Origin of the sequence: Sphingobacterium sp. ML3W (assembly GCF_029542085.1) — a bacterium.
Lineage (GTDB): Bacteria > Bacteroidota > Bacteroidia > Sphingobacteriales > Sphingobacteriaceae > Sphingobacterium.
This window is the reverse complement of sequence record NZ_CP107036.1, coordinates 303,548-325,574: the sequence shown is the minus strand read 5'-3', so window position 1 is coordinate 325,574 and position 22,027 is coordinate 303,548. Positions and strand designations below refer to the sequence as shown.

Here is a 22,027-nt window from a genome sequence, read left to right as displayed (position 1 = left end):
ATGAAAAAAATAATATACCTTGCTCTGGGCCTGGTCTCCATATCGACCTTCTCCTGCAACAAATACCTGGATGTTAAACCTATTGGACAGTTGATTCCTTCAAAAGTCGAAGATCTGGAGAATCTATTGAATAATACAAATACCATTAGCTCATTTTATGCAGACAACAACAGAGGTTGCTTCTATGCTTTTATGGGTGACAACCTAACGATCAGTGAAAATCAGGCTATATATCTATACAAAAGTACGCACCCGAATGTAGATCGTTGGGCTGCATTTAAATTTTATTACCCCTATACGAATCCGATAGATCCCCAATACACATGGGAGTGGGCTATCTATCGTGCTGCGGGCATATTCAATATTGCCATTGATGAAGTTTCAAATCTTAAGGGGGAAAATTCAGATCTGGGTAAAATAATTGTTGCACAGGCAAAAGCTGGAAGAGCCTGGTCCTATCTTGTCGGAGGACTTGGGTATGGTCCAATGTACGATCCAGAAGGTAAAAATGATCAAAAAGTGCTTCCTTACCGGACAACAGGTTCACCTAATATTCCCAATCCCGATCTCGCCAGCACAAATGAAATTATAAATCTGGCAGAAAAAGATTTGCTCGATGCATTGACCGGCGCTCCAAATACCGTTGGAAACCCAACCCGTGCAAGTAAGCCAGCAGTTAATGCCTTGTTAGCACAGCTATACATGTTCAAAAGAGATTGGACCAAAATGTCCAAATATGCAAATGATGCATGGGCGCAAGCCATTGCAGCCAAAGGTAATACTGACAATCTTATCTATAACCTAAATAAATTCAGTTATAGACAAGATCCAAATGCATCTCCACCAGCTGGTACCGATGCCGAAGTTGGTCTTGAGTTACTAGGCGAAGATAATTTACTGAAACAGACTTACAATAGGGAACAACTATTTTATCGCCCTACCCCCTACAGCTATTCTCCCTATCCTTCGGAAGAATTTATCAAGCTATTTGATAAAAATGCAGATCGGAGATACAAGCTATTTATGCTCAAAACGCTGGGCTATTCAGTGGTTGAAGGCGGTGTGAAACATGATGATGGTGTACGCCTTAAGTATTATAGAGACAACAAAATGATCGCTTCACAGGGAATGACTTATCCCGAGCTGCTATTGATAAAAGCGGAAGCAAATGCAAGGTTAAGCCAATTGGGACAAGCGTTAATCGATCTTAATATCCTGCGCAAATATCGCTATTCAGGCGCAAATACAGATCTTCCAAATGGCGGGGCTTTTAGTCAGGATCAATTACTAGAGGAAATTCTGAAAGAACGTAGACGGGAAATGCAGCTTGGCACCTATCAACGGACATTCGACATCAAGAGATTGGCACTAGATAAAGGAAAACCTTGGTCGAAAACGCAGGTCATCCATACCATAGGTAACAAATCCTACAAAGCGGATATCATCAGTAAATTTTTTACATTACAGATCAATAATCCGACCATACTTGCCAATCCAAGCTGGAATTTACAGCCCAATAGCGATCCATATCTACCTGCTGGATTAAATTAATAGGTCTATCAATCGTACATTAAAATTTAAACTTTATCATGAAATCTAAAAATATAATAATAACAGTCCTTGTGGCACTATTTTTCTTCTCATTTAATACCCTATTTGCTCAGATCGATCTGAAAATAAAAGGAAAAGTGACTGGCGACACAAAAGGATTGAATAAAATATATGTATACAGCCATCAGTCTCAAGATTCTGCAGAAATCAGTTCAAATGGCGAGTATCAAATGCTTATTAAATCCGATTTTCCTGACATAAGATATATTTACCTTCAATATGACATCAAAACAAAAGGTGGTTATTCCCCATTTCCATTGTTTATCGAAAAATCAGGAACATTGAATCTTGATTTTGAACTTGGCAAAGATCTCTTTTCAGCTCAAATAAATGGCCCCGCTCGTTCAGTTGCATATTTTAATTATTCCAAAGCTAAAAAATCCGCTACTGATAAGATCGGAGAAGAAATAACAGCTAAATTTGGTGAAGATGCACTGAAAGAAGGAGCTACCAATTATGATAATGCAATTGACTATTATTATAAGCGTCAAACACAATTAAATGACTCGCTATTTACAAAATATTTTGATCCTAATGGATCCGATGCGCCCTTTATGCTGTTAGGAGTGGTCAGCAGTCTCTCTCTCCCACAATTAGAAAGCTATTTTTCCAAATTATCTCCTCCGATCAAAGAAACTAAAGCAGCCAAACAGGTAGAGGAAAAAATCAATAGTAAAAAAAGATCCAGTATAGGATCTACTGTAGCGAACTTCGTTCTTCCCGATACCACCGGAAATGATTTTTCGTTCAATAAGCTCAAAGGAAAATATGTATTGATTGACTTTTGGGCTTCTTGGTGCGGTCCATGTCGAATCTCATTTCCTAGGCTCAGATCGGTTTATCAACAGCTAAAGGGTCAGAACTTCGAAATTATCAATATCTCCATTGACGCAAAGCTTGACGACTGGAAGAAAGCGGTAAAAGAAGAAAATAATCCATGGCCACAACTACACGACAAAACAAATTTATCAAAATCGGCTTTTTTTGTCAGCGGAATTCCTACCGCATATCTAATTGATCCGGACGGAAAAATTGTGTTTAGTAGCGTAGGATCCGACGAAAATGGCGGTGGACCGATGGAGGAAAAACTTGAATCCGTATTTGGCGTCAAATTAACCAAATAATGAAAATATGCCCCGCTGTAGAAAATAGCGGGGCATGTTAAAAACTATATATCATTGAGGATTCGTACTGATTTGACTTCTTACTACATTGTACAGCCGCCATAAAGCGGAATATCTCTAATGCCGCCGCTTGCACCGGCCTTCTCCCCGTATTAAAAAAATCAAGTATTTCTTTTACCAAGAGACCGTAACTAGCAGAGGATCCCAACGTAGCAATACCATTTTCACCAATAGCTATCCCCGCAATAGAATTCGCGCCTTTCCTTATCCCTCGCGGCGAACCGATACCCTCGTCTTTCCAATACCCAACTGTTAACGCCTGATCAGGATGAAAAATCTGATCCATTCTATCTGAACTAACGGGACTATCCTCCCCTTATATAATAATATCTTATAAAACAATAACAGTAAAAAAGAAGTTATAAAATAGAATACTGGTTTTCACAATTCATTCAGCACCGTCATCAGATCTCAAATAAATACCAAATATGTTCAAAAGACTTTTATTTTATTTCCTATTCGCTCATCTATTATGCTCTACAATGCAAGCACAAGAAAAACTCGCTCTAGATCCGAAACTAGAAGTCGCGGCATCTTTTGGGGCCCACCGTCCCATAGGCGTCAGCGCAACTTCGACAAATAGATTATTCGTATCATTTCCTAAACAAAACAAAGATTACCGGTACGCCCTTACTGAAATCATTGATGGTAAAAGCACCCCCTATCCTAATGAAGCTTGGAATAGTCAAGGAGACGAGCGCTCACATTTTGTAAACGTTCAGGACATCTTTGTGGATGCACAGGACAACTTATGGGTATTAGACTCTAAACCATCAACCTCTGGGTCTATTTTCGGCCCAGATGGTGCATCTCCTACCGGACAATTCAAACTCCTTAAAATCGATACAAAAATTAATCAAATAGCACGTATCTATACATTTGAAGATCTTGACAAAGCGAAATCAGGTTTGAACGATGTACGCATTGACCTCGAAAAAAATCTAGCTTATCTTTCCGATCCTGGTCAGGCCGCAATAATTGTTCTTGATCTTCAATCAGGAAATAGTAGAAAAGTACTGGAAAAAAGCTCCTTCACATTAGCTGATCCGCAAGTTGTCATTTCCTATTCCGGCATAGACATGCGCTATAAGGACGGTAACCCCTTTCTCTCTCACGTTAACGGGATAGCGCTAAGTCATGACTTTAATTATTTCTATTTTAAACCAATTAATAAAAAGAACTTATACCGCATTGCTACAAAGTACCTTGCTGATGATACACTATCCCAATCAGCCCTGCAAGGCAAAGTAGAAGACATGGGAAATGTAGGCGTCACACATGGCTTACTTGCCGATCGGAACGGTAATATTTATCTGACGACCTCAATGGATTACAGTATTAAATACTTGAGTCCAGATGGACAAATTCATTTATTGACACAGGACCCCAGATTGTTATGGCCAGATTCTTTGGGTATAGATGGTAATGGTTATCTTTACTTTTCATGCGCACAACTATCCAGAGATCCGCAATGGAACAATGGCATAGACCGAGTTGAATTACCCTATCAGGTTTATAAAATAAAGTTGCCAAAGTGATGATGTATACTTAAAAAAACACATAAATGAAATCATTGATAAAACAGCTTGCTCTTGTACTGCTCAGTCTCGTCTATTCGTTATCAAACGCACAGACAGATCGCCCTGTACTGGATATTATGCTCAATAATTATCAATACCCTTATGAAGTACATTACTTAAATTTAAAGAGTCAGGGTGAAGAAATAAAAATGGCCTATATGGATGTCAGCTCGCAACAACCGAATGGTCACACCGTGTTACTACTCCACGGCAAAAATTTCAACGGAGCATACTGGAAAACAACCATTCAGGCGCTAAATTCGGCTGGGTATCGCGTTATAATACCTGATCAGATTGGATTTGGTAAATCTTCGAAACCCACAGCTTATCAGTTTACTTTTCAGCAGCTAGCGCAAAATACAAAATTGCTTTTAGACAAGTTGGGACTTGATAAGGTCGCCTTACTTGGGCACTCTATGGGCGGGATGCTTGCAACGAGATTTACATTAATGTATCCCGAAACTGTGGAAAAACTTGTTTTAGAAAATCCCATTGGGCTGGAAGACTGGAAACTTGTCGCACCTTATACTTCCATCGACCAAAATTTTCAAACGGAATTAAAAACGGGATATGAATCTGCAAAAAAGTACCAAAGCGGATTCTATTACGACAACAAATGGAAGCCGGAATACGATGAATGGGTGTACCTACTTACAGGCTGGACAAAAGCTAAGGATTATTCCATCGTTGCCATGGTAAATGCCAAAACATCAGACATGATCTTTACTCAACCTGTTGTTTATGAATTTCAGTATATAAAAACACCCACCCTGCTCATCATCGGTACGCGAGATAGAACTGCGATCGGTAAAGCCAACGTAAAAGATCCTAAAGTAGCCGCAAAAATGGGACTGTATCAATATTTAGGAAAGGAAACACGACAAAAAATCAAAGGTTCAAAACTCGTCGAACTCGACAACGTTGGACATCTGCCCCATATTGAAGCTTTCGACCGATTTATCACACCCCTTGTTTCATTTCTGAAAGACTGATAGCATCATTTCCTCCGTCTAAGGGGACTCAACAAAAAAATCTTCTGTATATTCTTGTTGAATAATGAGAAGTATTCCCGCCAAACATTATCATTTCAAACACTTTTGCTACAAGATGTCATACGTTCTACGAAAGACAAGCAGTTGCAAAAACTGCTTATTGTCCATTTAAAAACACAAACAACTACCGATCAAATAGATAAGAAAATTCTTTTTTTATCATTAAGTTTCCCGCCAATAGAAATAAAGCTAGATCGCTCTAACCCTAACCAACAATATATTTAGCAAAAAATTTCAACAAAATTTTATAAAACTAATATTTTTAGTATATTTGAATATCAATTTTAGACAAGGTCTTTATGGAACAGGCAAAAGGATTTGACAATAAGGAATTACATGTTGGCGATATTGTTCGCTTCCACACCCCCTATCCGGATGAGGATCCCCATACAATCTTTATTGTACTTTGGTCATATTACGATCCTGAAGGTAAATCATCTAGGGCTGAAGTCGTAAAATTTGATCCAGTTCTTAAGCATTATCCTGTGATTCAAAAATGGTTTATTCGAGACTTGGAAAGAGTCCCCGAAGTTAGCCCTGAACTACTTCAACAGATTGCGTTATTTATGAAAAGTAAACTTGGTAACGCGATTATAAGTAAGCTGGTAGTTTAAATAAAGTTGATAGTCTACATAAAGTCCGACAAAAAGGTATAAAAACACGATGGAAAATAAATTCAAAGCAAACAGAGAATTCACATCACGATCTATATGGTCCGATTGGCGTGAACAACTTAAAGAAAGTGAAATAAATGGTTTACTTCAACGACTTGAAGTGATGGATCGGGAGGTACTCGTTGATTGGCTGCAATGGCATAACCCAAAAGGCAACTACACTGACAGTAAATGTATGGAAAATAGTGTAAAACCTCTTTGCAAATCAAAAGCCGTAGAGTATACCTATAGAGAGATATTGCGCAATCATACAAAAAAGCAGTTTAATAGCATTTCGAATGGTCCAATACAACTTATGTTTAACAATTAATTGCTCAAACTATGGAATCTTTCATCAAACAGATTATCGGTTATCAATTACCCAAAATCATCGCAATGGAGTCGCAACGAAAGGATTGGCGCTATCAGCTGCTAGATTTAAAAGATAAAACACTTTTTGATAGACTCTCACTTATGGAACGACAAGAATTGCTCCAGTGGCTTCAATGGAATGATTGCAACGGGATTTACACAGACTATGACTGTATCCGAAAAGGCATTCCTTTATTCACTAAGATGCAGGCTCTAGCCACAGTCTATCACCACATTATGCGTGACCATGAAAACTGGGATGGTTATATGGGGAAAGAATATATTCGTGGGAGTATCTTTTAAACAATCCATATATTATAATCTTTTAATATATTCTTCTAATGTTCTGAGATTGGCAATAGCAGCGCCGATGGTATTGTTAAAATAAACATAAACTTCTTTTCCTTCAGCTAGCCATTCTTTGATATAACCACTATATTCATATAATACGGCATCTTCATAGCTCCCCTTATAATCACCTTTTGGTCCATGAAAACGTATATAAATCATATCACTACCGGTGTACTGTATGTTTATTCCGCCACCATCTTTATCGTGTAATACCAAATTCATACCATAAGAATTTAACAGTGTCATTGTTTCCATGCGATACCAGGACTGATGACGAAACTCAATGCATACTTGCCAATCCAAACTTCGTTTATCAGTTGCCATACATCTTAAAAGCTTATCTAAATTGGTCAATGAGGAAAATTTGGTTGATGGAGGTAATTGTATCAACAAACACCCCTTCTTCTTATCAACACTATTAATAATATCCAAAAATTTAATAACATCGCTTGGTTCAAAAATTAAATCCTTTTGATGAGTAATTCCCTTCCAAAGCTTAAAAGTAAAACGAAAGCTATCGTTTGTTTCCTGAGACCATCGTTCGACAGTCTCCTTGCGGGGTATCTTGTAAAACGTGCTATTTACCTCCAAAGAATTGAACAACAGACTATATACAGCAAGCCTGCTCCTATCCTTTAAATCTTTGGGATAATAGCTTTTGTTCCTGTAGGGCAACAGAATTCCGCTTGTACCTGAAAAATATAGAACCTTCATAACGCTATAACAATTGAAACTAGGGCAATAGTTCAGCCTTCAAATAATATTTCAACATGATGAGAAATGTAAAAATGTTATACTGCAGATTTCTTTAGAAACAAGTCTCATCACACTAACGTTTTGGCTATTAGAAAAACGCTGTCCAAATTTATCTTAAATCATTTAGTTTAGCTATATTAGAGATTCCAAGTCTACACTATGGGAATCAATTATTTGCTACATATCCAAACATTTGAAGGATACTATGATCAATGGAGTACCAAAGTATACCAATATGCGTTCAATAAAACCAGATCCTCTTATTTAGCCGAAGAAACTGTACAGCGTGTATTTATTAAGCTTTGGAAAAACTTAAATGAAAAGAATATTGACGCTACTGTAGAATCTCAGATCTTTTGTATTGCAAGGACAACAATTTTGGATCTAATCAAAGAAGAATATAATAGAAAGAAACTTCTTCAAACAGAAAATGAGCTCATTCAGCGCTATTCCCCACAAGATGATTACTATGCCAAACAGCTTGAAACTACATTACAACATATAATTAATCAATTCCCCGAAAAGCGAAAACAGATCTTTATGTTGAGCCGCTATTCCAATCTATCCCATAAACAAATAGCGGATAAACTCTCGATATCATCCAAGACAGTAGAAAACCAAATTACCCTTGCCTTAAAAGCGATCAGAAAAGCATTATTGCTCTCCATACTGATGCTAAATCTTTTTTAATTTTCCTTTGGGGGATATCCTATTTTCAATCGTAATCAATATGTATGAAGATTACGAAAGAACTCGTTGAAAAATATCTCCGCGGAGAAGCAAATACCGAAGAAGTTAAAGCGGTTCAAAATGCACTGGATAATAACCAACTAAATTTGGATGATTGGCTTCCAGCAAGTGAATGGCACAATATAGAAGAACATGCAGCTTTTGAACAGCATGACTCAATCAAACAATCCCTGATCAAAAAAATTATGATAAGGGATACAAAACAACAAATCTATGCCCTACTGAAGTATGCTGCGATACTTTTACTTGTCGGAACACTAGGCTGGGAATCTTTTCAATATTGGAAGACAACAACAAATATCCCTACGATTACTTCTGCCCCAAAAAAACAAACTCCGAAATTGGAATCCCCAAGCAACTTCTATTATATTAATTCTGGCAATTCGCCGATGCAGATAGATGTTCCTGATGGATCAGAAATTGAACTTTATCCTAATTCGGAAGTTAAATTTGCAGATAATTTTTCTTCGCTGTCTACCCGTGATATTCATTTAAAAGGAAAGGCAAAGTTTGTTGTTGCCAAAGATAAGTCAAGACCGTTTAGTGTGCATACCGCTGGTTTAACAACAACCGCATTAGGTACAATATTCAGCGTAGATGAGCTAAAATCTTCACAAACAAAAGTCAAATTATTTGAAGGACGTATCCAATTAAAGAGTCTAAAAAATAAAACAGGATCCCCTCCTCTGCTCCTTGAATTTATACCAAATGAAGAAATAACCATCGATCATAGACAACTTCAAATTATCGCCGAAGAACGGATGAATTTTTCCAAATTCAACAGAAGAGGTTTTTATTCCGAAAAACAAAACACACTAATCTTCAAAAATTTAGCCCTTAAAGATCTACTACATATTATAAGTCAAAACTATAATATCAAACTTGAATTTGATTCCGAAGCTATCGAAGACAAATATTACAGTGGCACCTATGAAAATGATCCATCCGTCTTCCGAAAAATACTATCAGATATACAAGAACTCCACCACATTACTATAACTGTACAGAATTAAAATATATATTACTTATTTAATCCATAAATTATGCACAATTATTTACCTTCCAAACATGGCCTACTAACCATGTTTATGCTAAGAACCAATATCCGTGCTGATGTAAACTGGGGTTTACGTCTTGGACTAATGGGCCTTTTGGCAACTAGTTATCAAATCGTTAATGCACAACAGCAGGCAGCGATCAACGGCGTCATTCGCGACGAAGCGGGTAAGCCCATATACTCCGCAACAGTTACTATCCAGAATGCGGGTAACAAATTCAAAAGGGCAACGACTAGCGCTGCAGATGGTACCTTTTCTTTTGATCAGATCCCAGCTGGTCAAGGATACCAGATTACCATTTCCTCCATCGGATTTAAAACCAAGGAACTGACAGACTACAACATCTCTGAAAGAGATAAGCTTGCCATCAATGTCAGTCTGGAATCGGTATCGGAAAACCTACAGGAAGTAGTTGTGACTGCACTAGGTATTAAAAAGGAGAAAAAAGCCCTTGGCTATACTGTTGCGGAGTTAAAAGGAGATGAATTGACACAAGGTAAAGAAACAAATGTTGCGAATGCACTTTCGGGAAAGGTTGCAGGTGTGCAAGTAAGCCGTGCCGCTTCCGGTGCTGGAGGATCTTCAAAAGTCGTTATTCGTGGTAACAACTCACTTGTTGGTAATAGTCAACCGCTTTACGTAGTCGATGGTGTACCGATTGATAATCAAAACATTTCAGCACCAAACCAATCCGGTGGAACAGATTATGGCGACGGTATTGGTAATATTAACCCCGAAGATATTGAGACCATGTCCGTCCTAAAAGGGCCCAATGCCGCAGCACTATACGGTCAAAGAGGCAGCAACGGTGTCATTCTGATTACAACAAAATCGGGAAAAGCCGGTAAAACACGTTTCAGCTATGGTACAGACTATTCCTTTGGAAATGGTTTAGTACTCCCCGATTTTCAAAATGAATATGGTCAAGGACTTAACGGCACATTTACTCACTTCCGAAAAGACGACGGAACCATCGTTTCCATGAGTGATGCCATAAAAAATGGTTACAGTGGTATCCCAAAAATGAGTGCAGGCCGGGACCGTACAACACGTTCCAGCTGGGGAGCCAAAATGGAGGGGCAAACGTATGAAGATGCCTATGGAAATGTACTGCAACTAACACCTAAACCTGATACCTATGCATCTTTTTTTCAAACCGAAAAACAATTTGTCAATAACTTAAGCATAGACGGCGGAAATGAAAAAATAAACTATCGTTTTTCTTTTGCCAATACAGATGTGAACGGATATATCCCCACCAATACTTTAAAAAGGAATAATTTTGGTTTACGCACACAGGCAAAAATTACGGACAAACTTCATATTGATGTAAAAGCAAATTACATCGCTCAAAAAGGAAACAATAGACCAACATTAGCTGATGCAGCCGATAATCCTGCCTATTTATTTATTAGTCAACCACGAAGCCTAGGGAATGATATCATGTCCCAATATAAGTGGACGGCACAGGAAATAAGCAGGCAGCTTGGTTTTTCCGGCTTAACGGAGGGTCTGGAAAAAACTTACGCAACGAATAGTTCCACGGCCAATCCATTTTGGACAATCCACGAAAATCACAACGAAGATCGCCGCGATCGCATCATTGGATTACTCCGCCTAAGCTATGACTTCGCTCCCTGGCTCAAAGTAGCAGCGACAGGAGGAACTGATTTCTATACCGATCAGCGATTCCGATATAGACCGATCAATACCTATCAGAGCTTAAACAGAAAAGGCGATATCAGAGAAGAAGTTATCCGATCCCGTGAAGATAATTTTGATATCCTTGCCAGCTCTAATTTCACTTTATCGGATAACATTAAGCTCAGCGCCAATATGGGGGCAAGTCATCAAAGTCGATATCTGCGAATGACAGGAAACGCTGGTAATCAGTTTATCGTACCTAATCTCTTTGTCATCAATAATACCACTACGAATACCTATATATTCGATCTTATCGAGTCAAAAATCAATTCGGTATACCTCTCAGGCCAATTTAGCTATAAAAATTATTGGTTTGTCGACTTTTCGGCGCGCAATGACTGGTCTTCTACATTATCCAAAAATAACAATTCGTTTTTCTACCCTTCGATAAGTTCCAGTTTTGTGCTATCTGATGCATTCAAATGGCAGTCAGATGCGCTGTCTTTCGCCAAGATCCGAGCTTCTTGGGCACAGGCAGGTAGCTCCGGAAACCCCTACCAATTAACGGGTGCGTATAGTCTTAATCAATATACACACGGCGGTGTACCGATGGCTTCATATACTGAAATTATCCCTGATCCCAACTTAAAGAATGAATTGACCACGTCTATAGAGGCTGGTGCAGATCTCAGGTTTTTAAAGAATAGACTTTCGCTATCCTTTACTTACTATCAGGCGAAAACAAAAAATCAGATTCTAGATGTACCGATTGCGCCATCAAGTCTTTACGTGAAAAATCGCATCAATGCCGGAGAAATCAGTAACAGAGGGATCGAATTTGTACTAGGGGCCACTCCCTTCAAAACCGAATCAGGATTTGAATGGAATACAACGTTTAACTTTAATAGAAACCGCAACAAGGTTGAATCGCTTTACCCCGGTGTAGAAAGTTTCCTTTTGGCAACGGATAGAGGAATCAACGTTGTCGCCGAAGTAGGAAAGCCATTCGGTCAGCTTATTGGGACCCAATTTGCATGGATTAAGGATGAAAATGGAAATCGATTAATTGATCCAACTACAGGGCTCCCTTTACGTACCGCCGGAAGGGTGGAAACAGATCTTGGAAATGCGCAGCCAAATTGGATAGGCGGTTTCGGCAACACATTAAAATACAAAGGGTTCAACTTATACGCGCTTGTTGATATTCGTCAAGGGGGAGTGATCTTCTCACAGTCCAATCGAGAACAAATAATTTATGGTACGAGCAAAAAAACGTTACAGGGACGTGAGGGTAGTTATGTCGCTGATGGGATGGTTGCACAACAAGATGGCGCAGGCAATTGGACAAGCACAGGAACAAAAAACAGCAAACAGGTGAATGCTCAGGATTATTGGAATATGGTAGCTAGTGACAAAGAAGTCATGGTATCTGAGGAAATGATTAATGATATGAGTTATATTGCAATGCGCGAAATCAGTCTCTCCTATTCATTCCCGAAAAATCTGATGCCACATCGCGTGATCAATTCATTGAAATTGGGTCTATACGGTAGAAACTTATTCTATTTCCAACGAAAAACAGATGGTTTTTCTCCAGAAGCTTCTGCTTTCAATGTAAACAATAGCTCCATAGGGATTGAATCCACTTCCCTACCTATGATGAGAACCTTTGGCATTAACCTTACCGTTGGTCTTTAAAACACTGAATTATGAAAACGAAAATGATAAAAAACAGATTTGTTATCGCTCTTGTCTCCATTGCAGCATTTAGCGCATGCACGAAAGACTTTGAAAAAATAAATACACCACCAACATCAGTGACAGCAATAGATCCCGCATTGCTTATGGCTAGAATCCTCCGGGATGGTACGTTTCAGGAGTCGGGAGAACTTCCAAACAATAAATTTGGCTCTTGGATCCAGCATTGGGCGGGTGGACCTGTAGTACCTGTATCGCGTTATTTTGAAGGACCAGAAAACTTGATATGGTCGCAGCATTTTACTCTGCTCAGAAACATCATTCAGATAAAAAAGGAGCTCAGTGGCAAAGAAGAAAGTCCCGAAGGTAGAAGTAAACTGGCAATAACCGAACTTTATGAAGTTTACCTATACCAACGGTTAACCGATCTATTTGGAGACATCCCCTATTCGGAAATTACAAAAGACAGCAGAGAGATCAACCGAACCCCTAAGTTTGACAAACAAGAGGATATCTATCCCGCACTGGTCATAAAAGTTGATGCAGCTTTAGCACGTCTCACCGTTGGCGATCAATCTTATGGCTCCTCCGATTTTTTCTATGGCGGTAATATTGATAAATGGAAAAAATTCGGAAACTCCTTAAAACTAAAATTGGGCATGAGAATGCGTTATGCTAACCTCTCATTAGCGCAAAAAACCGTTACAGAAGCAATGACTTCTCCAGTTGGGCTAATCTCAAGTAACAGCGATAATGCTGCAGTTCCTACATTCAATAACGCCCAAGCCGAGAATCAAAACCCTATATTACGGCAGATGACTACTGGAAGCGCAGACTTACGATACTTAGCCAACACATTGGTAAATAAATTGAAGGATTATAATGATCCCCGTTTAGGTCTACTTGCAGAACCAGTCACTATAGGCGGTGCTATCACCTACCAAGGAATTGGAGTAGCATTAACCGATAACGAACTTTCTCAACTGATCAGAGCAAATTACTCTACGGCCAACAAGTCAACATGGTTTAGCTTGAATTTTGCTCCAATACCAAGTTATGCAATGACCTACTCAGACATATGTTTTTACAAAGCCGAGGCAGCATTATTAGGTTGGGGTGCGACAAGTACAAATGCGCAATCATTCTTTACAGATGGTGTCAAAGCTGCCTTTGCCCTTCCTCCGTACAATTTAACTTCCATCCCTTCATCTTATGAGCAAAATGTCATCAACCTAAATGGATTGACAGACGAACAAAAGATGGAGAAAATCGCTACTCAAAAATGGATTAGCTTATTTGGCAGAGATATGGAAGCATTTGCCGAATGGCGACGTACTGGTTATCCAAAATTGACACCTGGTCCAAATCCGGGATCCACCAATGGACAGATACCGCGTCGAGCTATTTACTCCAGCGAGGAGGCTGAATTAAATCAAACAAATCTCAAAGACGCTGTTTCTAGAATGCAGAACGGAGATTCCTTTTTGTCCAAAGTATGGTGGGATAAAAAACAATAAAAACAACAATAAAGGTTTGAGCACACGAAATAATTTCGTGTCGCTCAAACCTAATTACCAAAATACTGCTGCTCCAGATTCTATTCCCCACATATTTGGTATAGCTAATTCCAGCAACAAGGTCTTCAAGACTATTTTAGAGCAAAACAGCTTAATTGTTTTTCGCAATGAATCTTTTTCAGCAATGATTTAGGTTTCTTTTGAAATTATTTTTATCTTTCTTTAAGTATAAAACAAATCCCACTATCTTCAAGCTCTACAAAAATGAAAACAACTTCTTCACTATTTTTGCTAACAGTAGCATCTCTTTTTATAGGATGCGGAGAAAACGGTAAAAAAACAACATTGCCGTCTCCAGATAACTTACCAAAAAATAATCCAAGCTTTAGCTTCGAGGGGATTAAACAAGATTATACAACAAATGAAGAATTATCGTTTCAGATTACAAATACACCTAATGTAAAAATTGATTCCATCCTTTATTATATCAATGATTACCCGATTGCTAAAGTCACAGAAAACAATAAAGTAACATATAGATTATCACGAGAGAAATTTGGCAAGCAAATCATTAAGGCGGTTGTATTTAATGCTGGAAAATCCGAAGAAAACACAGTAAACATAGACTATTTGCCATCAAACCCACCTCGAATTTTAAAGTACCGAATTGTTAATACTTACCCACATGATATCAAAGCTTTCACACAAGGGTTAGAGTTCTTTGGAGAAAACTTGATGGAAAGTACGGGCAATGGCGTTGGGTTAAGTGGAAATAAAGGTAAGTCAAGTATCCGCATTGTCAATCCCACCACAGGAAAGCCAATCAAAAAGATCGAATTAGCCGATTCAATATTTGGCGAAGGTGCCACCATATTAAATGGGAAATTATATCAATTGACCTACAAAAGCAATCTTGCCTATGTCTATGATGTGGCAACATTAAAGACAATAAAAACACTACCATATTTCAAAAACATGGAAGGATGGGGGTTGACCTCGGATGGTAAAAATTTGTATATGTCAGATGGTTCAGAAAATATCTATATACTCAATCCTAATGATTTTTCCAAAATTGGTTATATCCGTGTTGCCACAAATGAGAAAATCGTTAACCAGATAAACGAAATGGAATGGGTAAAAGGAAAGATTTATGTTAATTTCTTTATGGAAGATGTCATGGGTATCATAGACCCAAAAACAGGTGCTATAGAGGGGTTAGTAAATCTTTCCAAATTACGAGAAAATGTGACACAACATGTTGATCTGGATGTATTAAACGGAATTGCCTACAATAAAAAATCAAACACCTTTTTTCTCACAGGAAAAAATTGGGACAAAATATTTGAAATACAGCTACTGGATTAATTAATCTCTCGTTAGCTTATGATGTACACAATCATAAAGACAGTTTATTCATTAAAGTGCTATTCCCGCTCTGGAAATAGCACTTTCTTACTTCAGGACAACAATTATTTCTTAACGATTTTCCCATCTTCATAAAGTGTATACTCTTCGCCATCGGCCTGTGGCAACACCGTTTTTCCGTCGACAAAAATATTACTAAAGGTAAAAACAGGATCGGTTAATATTTTGCTGTTGTAATCCATCAATCCCCAATGCTGTGGTGATTCCATATACATGATTCTATTTTTACCCACAACATCCAAAACCTGATATTTAAAAGGAACCACAATAGCGCCGTTATAATCAATAAATCCTTGCTTTCCATCTTTCGCTACTTTGATGATCGTACTATCAATCGCCATAAGAGTGTCATCCAGAAAGATAGACTCATATTCTGGCGAAACGATCACCACACCTTTCTCATTGACCAACCCTACACGTTGTTTACTATCTTGTACTTCAAAAAAGCCAAAATGTGGTTTTGTTGTAGTACTGAAATAGTTGGGTTGTACAATAACCTTTCCTGTCTTATCAATGATGCCAATAGTTCCTAAATCTCCATTAGCATCCGTCCGATGGAAAGTCGCAAGAATTTCGCCATCAAATCGTATAAATTGTTCGTAAGCAGTATCTGGATTTTCCCAAATGTCTTCTATCGCATTATACTTTCCCTGTAATTGACCGATAGGTAAAACAGTGTCTTCAACACCTCCTTTAGCAGCTTTGGTTGCCTCCTGTCCCTGACAAGAGCCGCCTATAAGTACAATTGTTGCCACTAAGCCTACAATTTTATATGGATTGTTTATTCTCATACTATTTCAAAATTATGCTTATTTATCAAATGTTATATAAACCCTATACTTTGAACAGATACATTTTAAAAACGGAAATCTTCGACTCAACATTATTTTCTTATCTGCTACGGCATTTCCTCAAGCTTGTTAAAACCTGTTGTTATCATCTGCTGCAATTGAGGTGTAAACAATTTGGTTGAAAGTGGCATTTTCTTGGCTTCTCTATTTAATCTCCATTGTGCACGCTTCTCAAGCAAAAATTGCAATCGCTGTGCTGTTGTCAATCCCGGCAATGTATAATATATACTATTTTCACCCTCTTTTCCTTGCATTTGAATATATCGCCCTATAGTTACCTTGAATTTATTTCTTTCCTCAAAACCTCGGATAAAAGAGCTATCCTGATCGGCGACATCCCACATCGGATCACGAGGGCAGCAGACAGAACCATAGCTTTCCTTCCAATATACTGTTAATAGGTTTTCAGGCACTATAGGTTTAGCAAAATCAATCGTTGGATTTTCTAGTCCCCCAAGCCGGACGCTATCAACTTTTACATTATCCTCTTCCCGTCTGATATAGTAATAAAAATTTGTCGTTTCTGCTTCCACGCACATTCCACTTTTTGAAGCCATTTTACTGACTTCACTGTAAAAATTCCAATCAGGGACAATAAGAATGAATTTTTGCAATTCAGGATAAAACGCCGAAGACTTCTTGAAAAGTTCTATTGGGATCTTTGCGCTCAAATAAAACACATCTATTGAATCTGCGTTAAACTGCAATGGCAGATCCAATAGATAATTGCCTTCTAATCGTGTCACCTGACGATCCTCAATCTTCATTACTCGATCATACTTATGCGCTAGCCAATCGGGTCGTACAGTTTCCTGTTGATTGGGATGCTTGATAGCTTGTTTTATGGCTTTACTTTTACAGGATACAACAAGTAAAAGTAAAACCAACATTAAATAAAACTTATCAATTGTTAAGCACGTTCTCATTGGCTAAAAATTATGTTTCATTGATTATCTTATTGCGCAGCAGCAGCCTTTATCCCCACCTTATTTAAAAACTCAACCTGTTTCTCCAAACAAGTATCTGCCAAGACTGCTATTTTAGCTTTTTCATCCGTAATATCTCGTAATAAGGCCTGTCTAGCACCTTTTTTCTGCTCATCCACATATTTGACCAACAACGTACCATAACCATCCGCAATTCTCGTCATGTAAGCTATTGTAGTCAAATGGAAGCCTGTAGCCGCTTCACTAGGCTTTAATGCATTGACTTCACTCTTTATTCCTTTGACATAGCTGCTCAGCGCCTGTACCTCTTTTAGCTTCATTTCGTAGGATAATTCATCCGTTTTATCCGCATCATATTCTCCTTCCAACAATTTATTGTAGCTTTCATCCAACTTTTCTTTACAACTATAGAAAAGACCGGCAATCTTCTCATTATATCCGAAGTCCAAATTACCACCACAGGATGTCAATGCGAATGTACTGATGATTAATGTCAAAATAATAATTCTCATATCTCTATTTTTTAACAAATAACGTATTTTCAAAACAGGCTCTTTAAGACAGTTAATATTCGTTGCATGTTTTTTAAGATTCGCTATCATTTGGGTACAATTTTACCCCAAACAATAGCACCGATAATTACCCGATTAGCAAATACTGTAAAACTAGTCAAGGGCAACAGCTTGTTTCTTAAGGAAGAATTACGGAACTTAGAAAAAGAATATAGACTAGATTAGAAGACCGTTAATTTTAGACGAATCAAGAAAATCGATGAGGAATCAAAAACGAAAAGAACTGAATAAAACACTATGAAACAACTAGCTTTATTGATCATGTTCGTCGGAATGTCGAGCATGGTTTTCGGACAAGAAATTAGCCGTTCAACGACCCAAACAATTACGCAATCCGGAATTGGACTTGGTTCTGTAATTGCCGTCGTTACTTCTTGGGATCGCAACAAGTCTATTCTCTGGGCGCTGATTCATGGCATCTTAGGCTGGCTATATGTTATTTATTTTGCATTTACACGGAGCAATAATTAATATTTCTCCAGGTCATATTTTCAATACAATCAACAGTGTTACATCCTTCTGTAAAACAGAAAATAAAAAGCAGTCAACCAAAATCGAAAGATCATGAGCATGATACAAAATTTCCTGCGGGTCAATTTGGAAACATTGAATAGTTTTCTCACTGATAGTCATTCATTAAGAAAAATGGTATATAGCAAAGAAGCTATACATTTGGACAATTTAATAGATATTGATAAAGCTTGGGAAGGTATTTTCTTTTTATTGACAGGAGAATCAATCGGCACATACGATCAAGCCGCTCCACCGTTATGCTGGCTATTAGTTGGTCCCAATGACATCGATCGCAATCAGGACATGGGATATGGTCCAGCAACCTATACAGATATAGAACAAACTAGACAGATTGATTTAGCGTTACAGGAAATTTCTATATATGAATTAACGCAACGTTTTGACTCGGCCACCATGCTTGAAAAAGATATATACCCAGATATCTGGGATGATGAAAATGCATTAGATTATCTTCTTCAATACTTCGAAGACCTAAAAACATTTTATCAGATGGCCGCCCTGCATCATGAAGCAGTAATCCTATTTCTCAATTAAAAAGCAATTATTTCACGCCAATAAAAACCATAAAATAACTATGCATATCTCTGATAAGAGAAGTATCCACATTGAAGAATTAAAGGAAGTAAATAACACAGTCGTTTCTGACTTGGTGGCATTAACATTGGATGTTGTCCAAGGAGGGGCCTCAGTGGGATTTATGCAGGCCTTAAGCGAAGAAAAAGCAAGTGAATTCTGGAACAATGTCCTGGCAAAGGTCCAGCAAGAAAAAACAGTGCTTCTTGTTGCAAAAGACGCCTCGTCGGACCAGATCGTTGGAACCGTGCAATTACAAATAGACCTTCCACAAAATCAGCCTCATCGGGCGGACGTGGCAAAAATGTTGGTGCATTCCGCTTTTCGACGTCTTGGTATAGCGGAAAATCTATTGCAACATCTTGAATTAATTGCGAAAAAAATGAGAAAATCACTACTGGTGTTAGATACTGTAACAGATAGCCCTGCTTATGCTTTGTATTTAAAACGTGGCTGGAAGGTCGTGGGAAACATTCCAAATTATGCACTTTTTCCTAATGGTGCCCCCTGTAGTACAACCTACTTTTATAAAAACCTTGAATAGTATTGCTATTCGCTAAAAACCTCCAATAACTGTTAACTTATTGGAGGTTCTCTCGACAAAAACAATGATATCGCTTCTGACTATTTTTTGTACCACACCGGACCAGGTTTGCTTCCCATTTGGAAAACAAGGGTAGCTCCAGACATGATCTGCTCATGTGTGATATAACTTGTTTCAAGAGGCTTTCCATCCAAAGTAACCGACTGTATGTAAATATTGGTTTTATTTACGTGATTTGCCTTAATAGTAAATTTTTTCCCATTCGCAAGTTTAAATTCGCTATGTTCAAACAATGGTGTACCGATTTCATACCTTCCGCTCACTGGATCTACTGGATAAAAACCCAGCGCACTGAATACATACCAAGCAGACATCTGTCCGCAATCGTCATTCCCACTTAACCCTGACGGATTATTTAGATAGAGTTTTTCCATCACTTCAGCAGCATATTGCTGTGTTTTCCATGGTTGCCCAATCGCATTAAACAAATATATAGCGTGATGACTTGGTTCATTTCCATGCGCATATTGTCCGATCATGCCCGTACTGAAGATAGGCAGTTTACTGGTGTCTGATGGATGGAAGGTAAACATACTATCCAATTTCTGCCCAAAGCGCTCATTTCCGCCAACGAGATCAATCAATCCCGGGATATCATGTTGAACAGACCAGAAGTATTGCCAAGCATTGCTTTCACAGATATGTGCACTGTATTCTTCTGGATCAAATGGCTTTACAAAAGCACCATGACTGTCACGGGGTTGCATAAATGATGTTGCGGAATTATAGACATTTTTATAATTTTTTGCTCTTGCAAAAAACGTAGTTGCCACCGCCTTGTTCCCCATCTTATCCGCCATAACCGCAATACAATGATCATCAAATGCATATTCGAGTGTGCGTGACAAAGACCAGTTCTCTGCATTGTGTTTATCCGCAACATCATAAGGTACATAACCCAGCTTTTTATACAATCCAATACCTCTGTAGTTGTCTATGTTTGCTGTTGCTACACAAGCTTCCAGTGCTTTATTGACATCAAAATCACCTATTCCTTTCAGATAAGCATCCACAATAACTGGGATTGCATGATTGCCAATCATCATATCGGTTTCACTGCCATAGATATTCCATACCGGCAAGCGACCATGCTGTTCGTAAAATGCAATAAATGATTTCACCATATCATTTACCCGATTTGGATCAAGATAAGTAAATAGAGGATGTGAAGCACGGTAGGTATCCCAAAGCGAAAAAGTACTGTAATTGGTCCAACCTTCGGCCTGATGTATTTTTCTATCCGCGCCAAAATAAGCGCCATCTACATCTCCAAATATAGTTGGAGCCAACATCGAATGGTACAATGCTGTATAGAACTTTACTTTAGCTTCTTTATCTACAGTCTGAATAGCAATCTTACCAAGCTCTTTATTCCAGCTACTTTCAGCTTGTTTTAAATAGTGATCAAAATCATCTGTTGGCACCTCAGCTTTCAGGTTTTTGGAAGCGCCATCCATACTTACCCCCGAAAGGGCTGTACTGAGCGTTACTTGTTCACCAGTAGATGTTTTAAAATCAAAACGTGCTTTAAAAGCCGTACCAATACGTTTGGTCGTTTTTGTTATGCTATCAACACTTGACTGTATTGCCGAGCTGTCTATATGAACTGCAGTAAACGGCTTTGAAAATCGGGTTTCAAAATAGACACGTTGCCCTCTGGCCCAACCTTCTGAAAACCGGTAGCCGCGTACAGTGACTGAATCGACCACCTCGATGTATGAATCTGTCGTGGCATCCCAGTTCATTGCTTTTTTTAAATCCAAAAAAATAGCCGATTGAGCGTCAGGGAATGTATAACGTTGGATACCACAACGTGGGGTTGCCGTTAGTTCTACATCGATATTATAGTCTGTCAGCTTTACTTTATAGTACCCCGCATATGCCTGTTCGTTTTGATGCGAAAACTTGGAATGAATACCCAAAGGTGCCGCGGCTTCATGATAAGGCAATGTAACTGGCATAAACGATATATCATATAGATCCCCAGCTCCCGTCCCACTTAAATGGGTATGACTAAAGCCCGAAATCGTGCTATCGGGATAAAAATAACCCGAAATACGATCCCAACCGGGCAATCCATTATCCGGACTCAATTGTACCATACCAAAGGGCGATTGTGCTCCGGGATAGGTGTTACCCGTAAAATCTGTCCCTATAAAAGGATTGACCGATTTTGCATAGGAACCTTCAGCCGAATCCTGCTGTGAGGCACAGCTCAGTATTCCCAATAAACCTGCGCATGCCAGGTATTTCATATATTTCATAGTGTAGATAGCTTCTTTTAATCTGTGTGAT

The 22,027-nt window shown here is 38.5% G+C and carries 21 protein-coding genes; 15 read left to right on the top strand and 6 right to left on the bottom strand.

Annotated elements, in window-relative coordinates:
* Positions 1 to 1,551 carry a RagB/SusD family nutrient uptake outer membrane protein gene (locus OGI71_RS01420; protein WP_282253520.1) on the top strand — a complete coding sequence of 517 codons (1,551 nt, stop codon included), beginning with the start codon at positions 1 to 3 and terminating at the stop codon, positions 1,549 to 1,551.
* Positions 1,552 to 1,589: 38 nt separating this feature from the next.
* Positions 1,590 to 2,735 (top strand): TlpA disulfide reductase family protein, encoded by a 1,146-nt coding sequence (locus OGI71_RS01415; protein WP_282253519.1) that lies wholly within the window; start codon positions 1,590 to 1,592, stop codon positions 2,733 to 2,735.
* A 37-nt stretch (positions 2,736 to 2,772) separates the two neighbouring features.
* Here OGI71_RS01415 and OGI71_RS01410 read toward each other — a convergent pair whose 3' ends face one another.
* Entirely contained in the window at positions 2,773 to 3,081 is a 309-nt protein-coding gene (locus OGI71_RS01410; RefSeq protein WP_282253518.1) for a hypothetical protein, read from the bottom strand.
* 196 nt (positions 3,082 to 3,277) lie between these two features.
* Here OGI71_RS01410 and OGI71_RS01405 point away from each other — a divergent pair, with 196 nt between their 5' ends.
* The 5 genes from OGI71_RS01405 (at position 3,278) to OGI71_RS01385 (ending at position 6,755) form a co-directional block, all read left to right on the top strand.
* Positions 3,278 to 4,333, top strand: coding sequence for an L-dopachrome tautomerase-related protein (locus tag OGI71_RS01405; protein ID WP_282253517.1), 1,056 nt, complete (start codon positions 3,278 to 3,280; stop codon positions 4,331 to 4,333).
* A gap of 26 nt (positions 4,334 to 4,359) precedes the next feature.
* On the top strand, positions 4,360 to 5,367 hold the full coding sequence (locus OGI71_RS01400; protein WP_282253516.1) for an alpha/beta hydrolase: 1,008 nt from the start codon (positions 4,360 to 4,362) through the stop codon (positions 5,365 to 5,367).
* 359 nt (positions 5,368 to 5,726) lie between these two features.
* Positions 5,727 to 6,041, top strand: a complete 315-nt coding sequence (locus tag OGI71_RS01395; protein ID WP_223582393.1) for a hypothetical protein — start codon at positions 5,727 to 5,729, stop codon at positions 6,039 to 6,041.
* Positions 6,042 to 6,090: 49 nt separating this feature from the next.
* Positions 6,091 to 6,411 carry a hypothetical protein gene (locus OGI71_RS01390; protein WP_282253515.1) on the top strand — a complete coding sequence of 107 codons (321 nt, stop codon included), beginning with the start codon at positions 6,091 to 6,093 and terminating at the stop codon, positions 6,409 to 6,411.
* 11 nt (positions 6,412 to 6,422) lie between these two features.
* Entirely contained in the window at positions 6,423 to 6,755 is a 333-nt protein-coding gene (locus tag OGI71_RS01385) for a hypothetical protein (protein WP_282253514.1), read from the top strand.
* Between the two features lie 12 nt (positions 6,756 to 6,767).
* Here the strand turns inward: OGI71_RS01385 and OGI71_RS01380 are convergent, their stop codons facing one another.
* Positions 6,768 to 7,517: a DUF72 domain-containing protein gene (locus OGI71_RS01380; RefSeq protein WP_282253513.1), complete on the bottom strand. Its 750-nt coding sequence runs from the start codon at positions 7,515 to 7,517 to the stop codon at positions 6,768 to 6,770.
* A gap of 201 nt (positions 7,518 to 7,718) precedes the next feature.
* Between OGI71_RS01380 and OGI71_RS01375 the strand changes: the two genes are divergently transcribed.
* The 5 genes from OGI71_RS01375 (at position 7,719) to OGI71_RS01355 (ending at position 15,591) form a co-directional block, all read left to right on the top strand.
* Complete coding sequence (locus OGI71_RS01375; RefSeq protein WP_282253512.1) at positions 7,719 to 8,249, top strand: sigma-70 family RNA polymerase sigma factor; 531 nt, start codon at positions 7,719 to 7,721, stop codon at positions 8,247 to 8,249.
* A 44-nt stretch (positions 8,250 to 8,293) separates the two neighbouring features.
* Complete coding sequence (locus OGI71_RS01370) at positions 8,294 to 9,322, top strand: FecR family protein (RefSeq protein ID WP_282253511.1); 1,029 nt, start codon at positions 8,294 to 8,296, stop codon at positions 9,320 to 9,322.
* 30 nt (positions 9,323 to 9,352) lie between these two features.
* Positions 9,353 to 12,709, top strand: a complete 3,357-nt coding sequence (locus OGI71_RS01365) for a SusC/RagA family TonB-linked outer membrane protein (RefSeq protein ID WP_282253510.1) — start codon at positions 9,353 to 9,355, stop codon at positions 12,707 to 12,709.
* Between the two features lie 11 nt (positions 12,710 to 12,720).
* Entirely contained in the window at positions 12,721 to 14,226 is a 1,506-nt protein-coding gene (locus OGI71_RS01360) for a SusD/RagB family nutrient-binding outer membrane lipoprotein (RefSeq protein ID WP_282253509.1), read from the top strand.
* Between the two features lie 264 nt (positions 14,227 to 14,490).
* The gene (locus OGI71_RS01355) at positions 14,491 to 15,591 is read left to right on the top strand and encodes a glutaminyl-peptide cyclotransferase (protein WP_282253508.1); all 1,101 of its coding nucleotides are present in this window, start codon (positions 14,491 to 14,493) and stop codon (positions 15,589 to 15,591) included.
* Positions 15,592 to 15,695: 104 nt separating this feature from the next.
* Here the strand turns inward: OGI71_RS01355 and OGI71_RS01350 are convergent, their stop codons facing one another.
* From OGI71_RS01350 to OGI71_RS01340, 3 genes are all read right to left on the bottom strand, one after another.
* A complete protein-coding gene (locus OGI71_RS01350; RefSeq protein ID WP_282253507.1) occupies positions 15,696 to 16,442 on the bottom strand; it encodes a WG repeat-containing protein in 747 nt (248 codons plus the stop codon).
* A 107-nt stretch (positions 16,443 to 16,549) separates the two neighbouring features.
* Positions 16,550 to 17,428 (bottom strand): hypothetical protein, encoded by an 879-nt coding sequence (locus tag OGI71_RS01345; RefSeq protein ID WP_282253506.1) that lies wholly within the window; start codon positions 17,426 to 17,428, stop codon positions 16,550 to 16,552.
* Positions 17,429 to 17,457: 29 nt separating this feature from the next.
* Entirely contained in the window at positions 17,458 to 17,961 is a 504-nt protein-coding gene (locus tag OGI71_RS01340) for a hypothetical protein (protein ID WP_282253505.1), read from the bottom strand.
* Positions 17,962 to 18,258: 297 nt separating this feature from the next.
* On the opposite strand from OGI71_RS01340, the gene OGI71_RS01335 reads away from it, so the two are divergent.
* From OGI71_RS01335 to OGI71_RS01325, 3 genes are all read left to right on the top strand, one after another.
* On the top strand, positions 18,259 to 18,492 hold the full coding sequence (locus tag OGI71_RS01335) for a hypothetical protein (RefSeq protein ID WP_282253504.1): 234 nt from the start codon (positions 18,259 to 18,261) through the stop codon (positions 18,490 to 18,492).
* A 93-nt stretch (positions 18,493 to 18,585) separates the two neighbouring features.
* A complete protein-coding gene (locus OGI71_RS01330; protein WP_282253503.1) occupies positions 18,586 to 19,089 on the top strand; it encodes a YfbM family protein in 504 nt (167 codons plus the stop codon).
* Positions 19,090 to 19,129: 40 nt separating this feature from the next.
* Positions 19,130 to 19,672 carry a GNAT family N-acetyltransferase gene (locus tag OGI71_RS01325; RefSeq protein ID WP_282253502.1) on the top strand — a complete coding sequence of 181 codons (543 nt, stop codon included), beginning with the start codon at positions 19,130 to 19,132 and terminating at the stop codon, positions 19,670 to 19,672.
* A gap of 80 nt (positions 19,673 to 19,752) precedes the next feature.
* On the opposite strand, the gene OGI71_RS01320 is transcribed toward OGI71_RS01325, so the two are convergent.
* On the bottom strand, positions 19,753 to 21,996 hold the full coding sequence (locus OGI71_RS01320; RefSeq protein WP_282253501.1) for a GH92 family glycosyl hydrolase: 2,244 nt from the start codon (positions 21,994 to 21,996) through the stop codon (positions 19,753 to 19,755).
* Between the last annotated feature and the right edge of the window lie 31 nt (positions 21,997 to 22,027).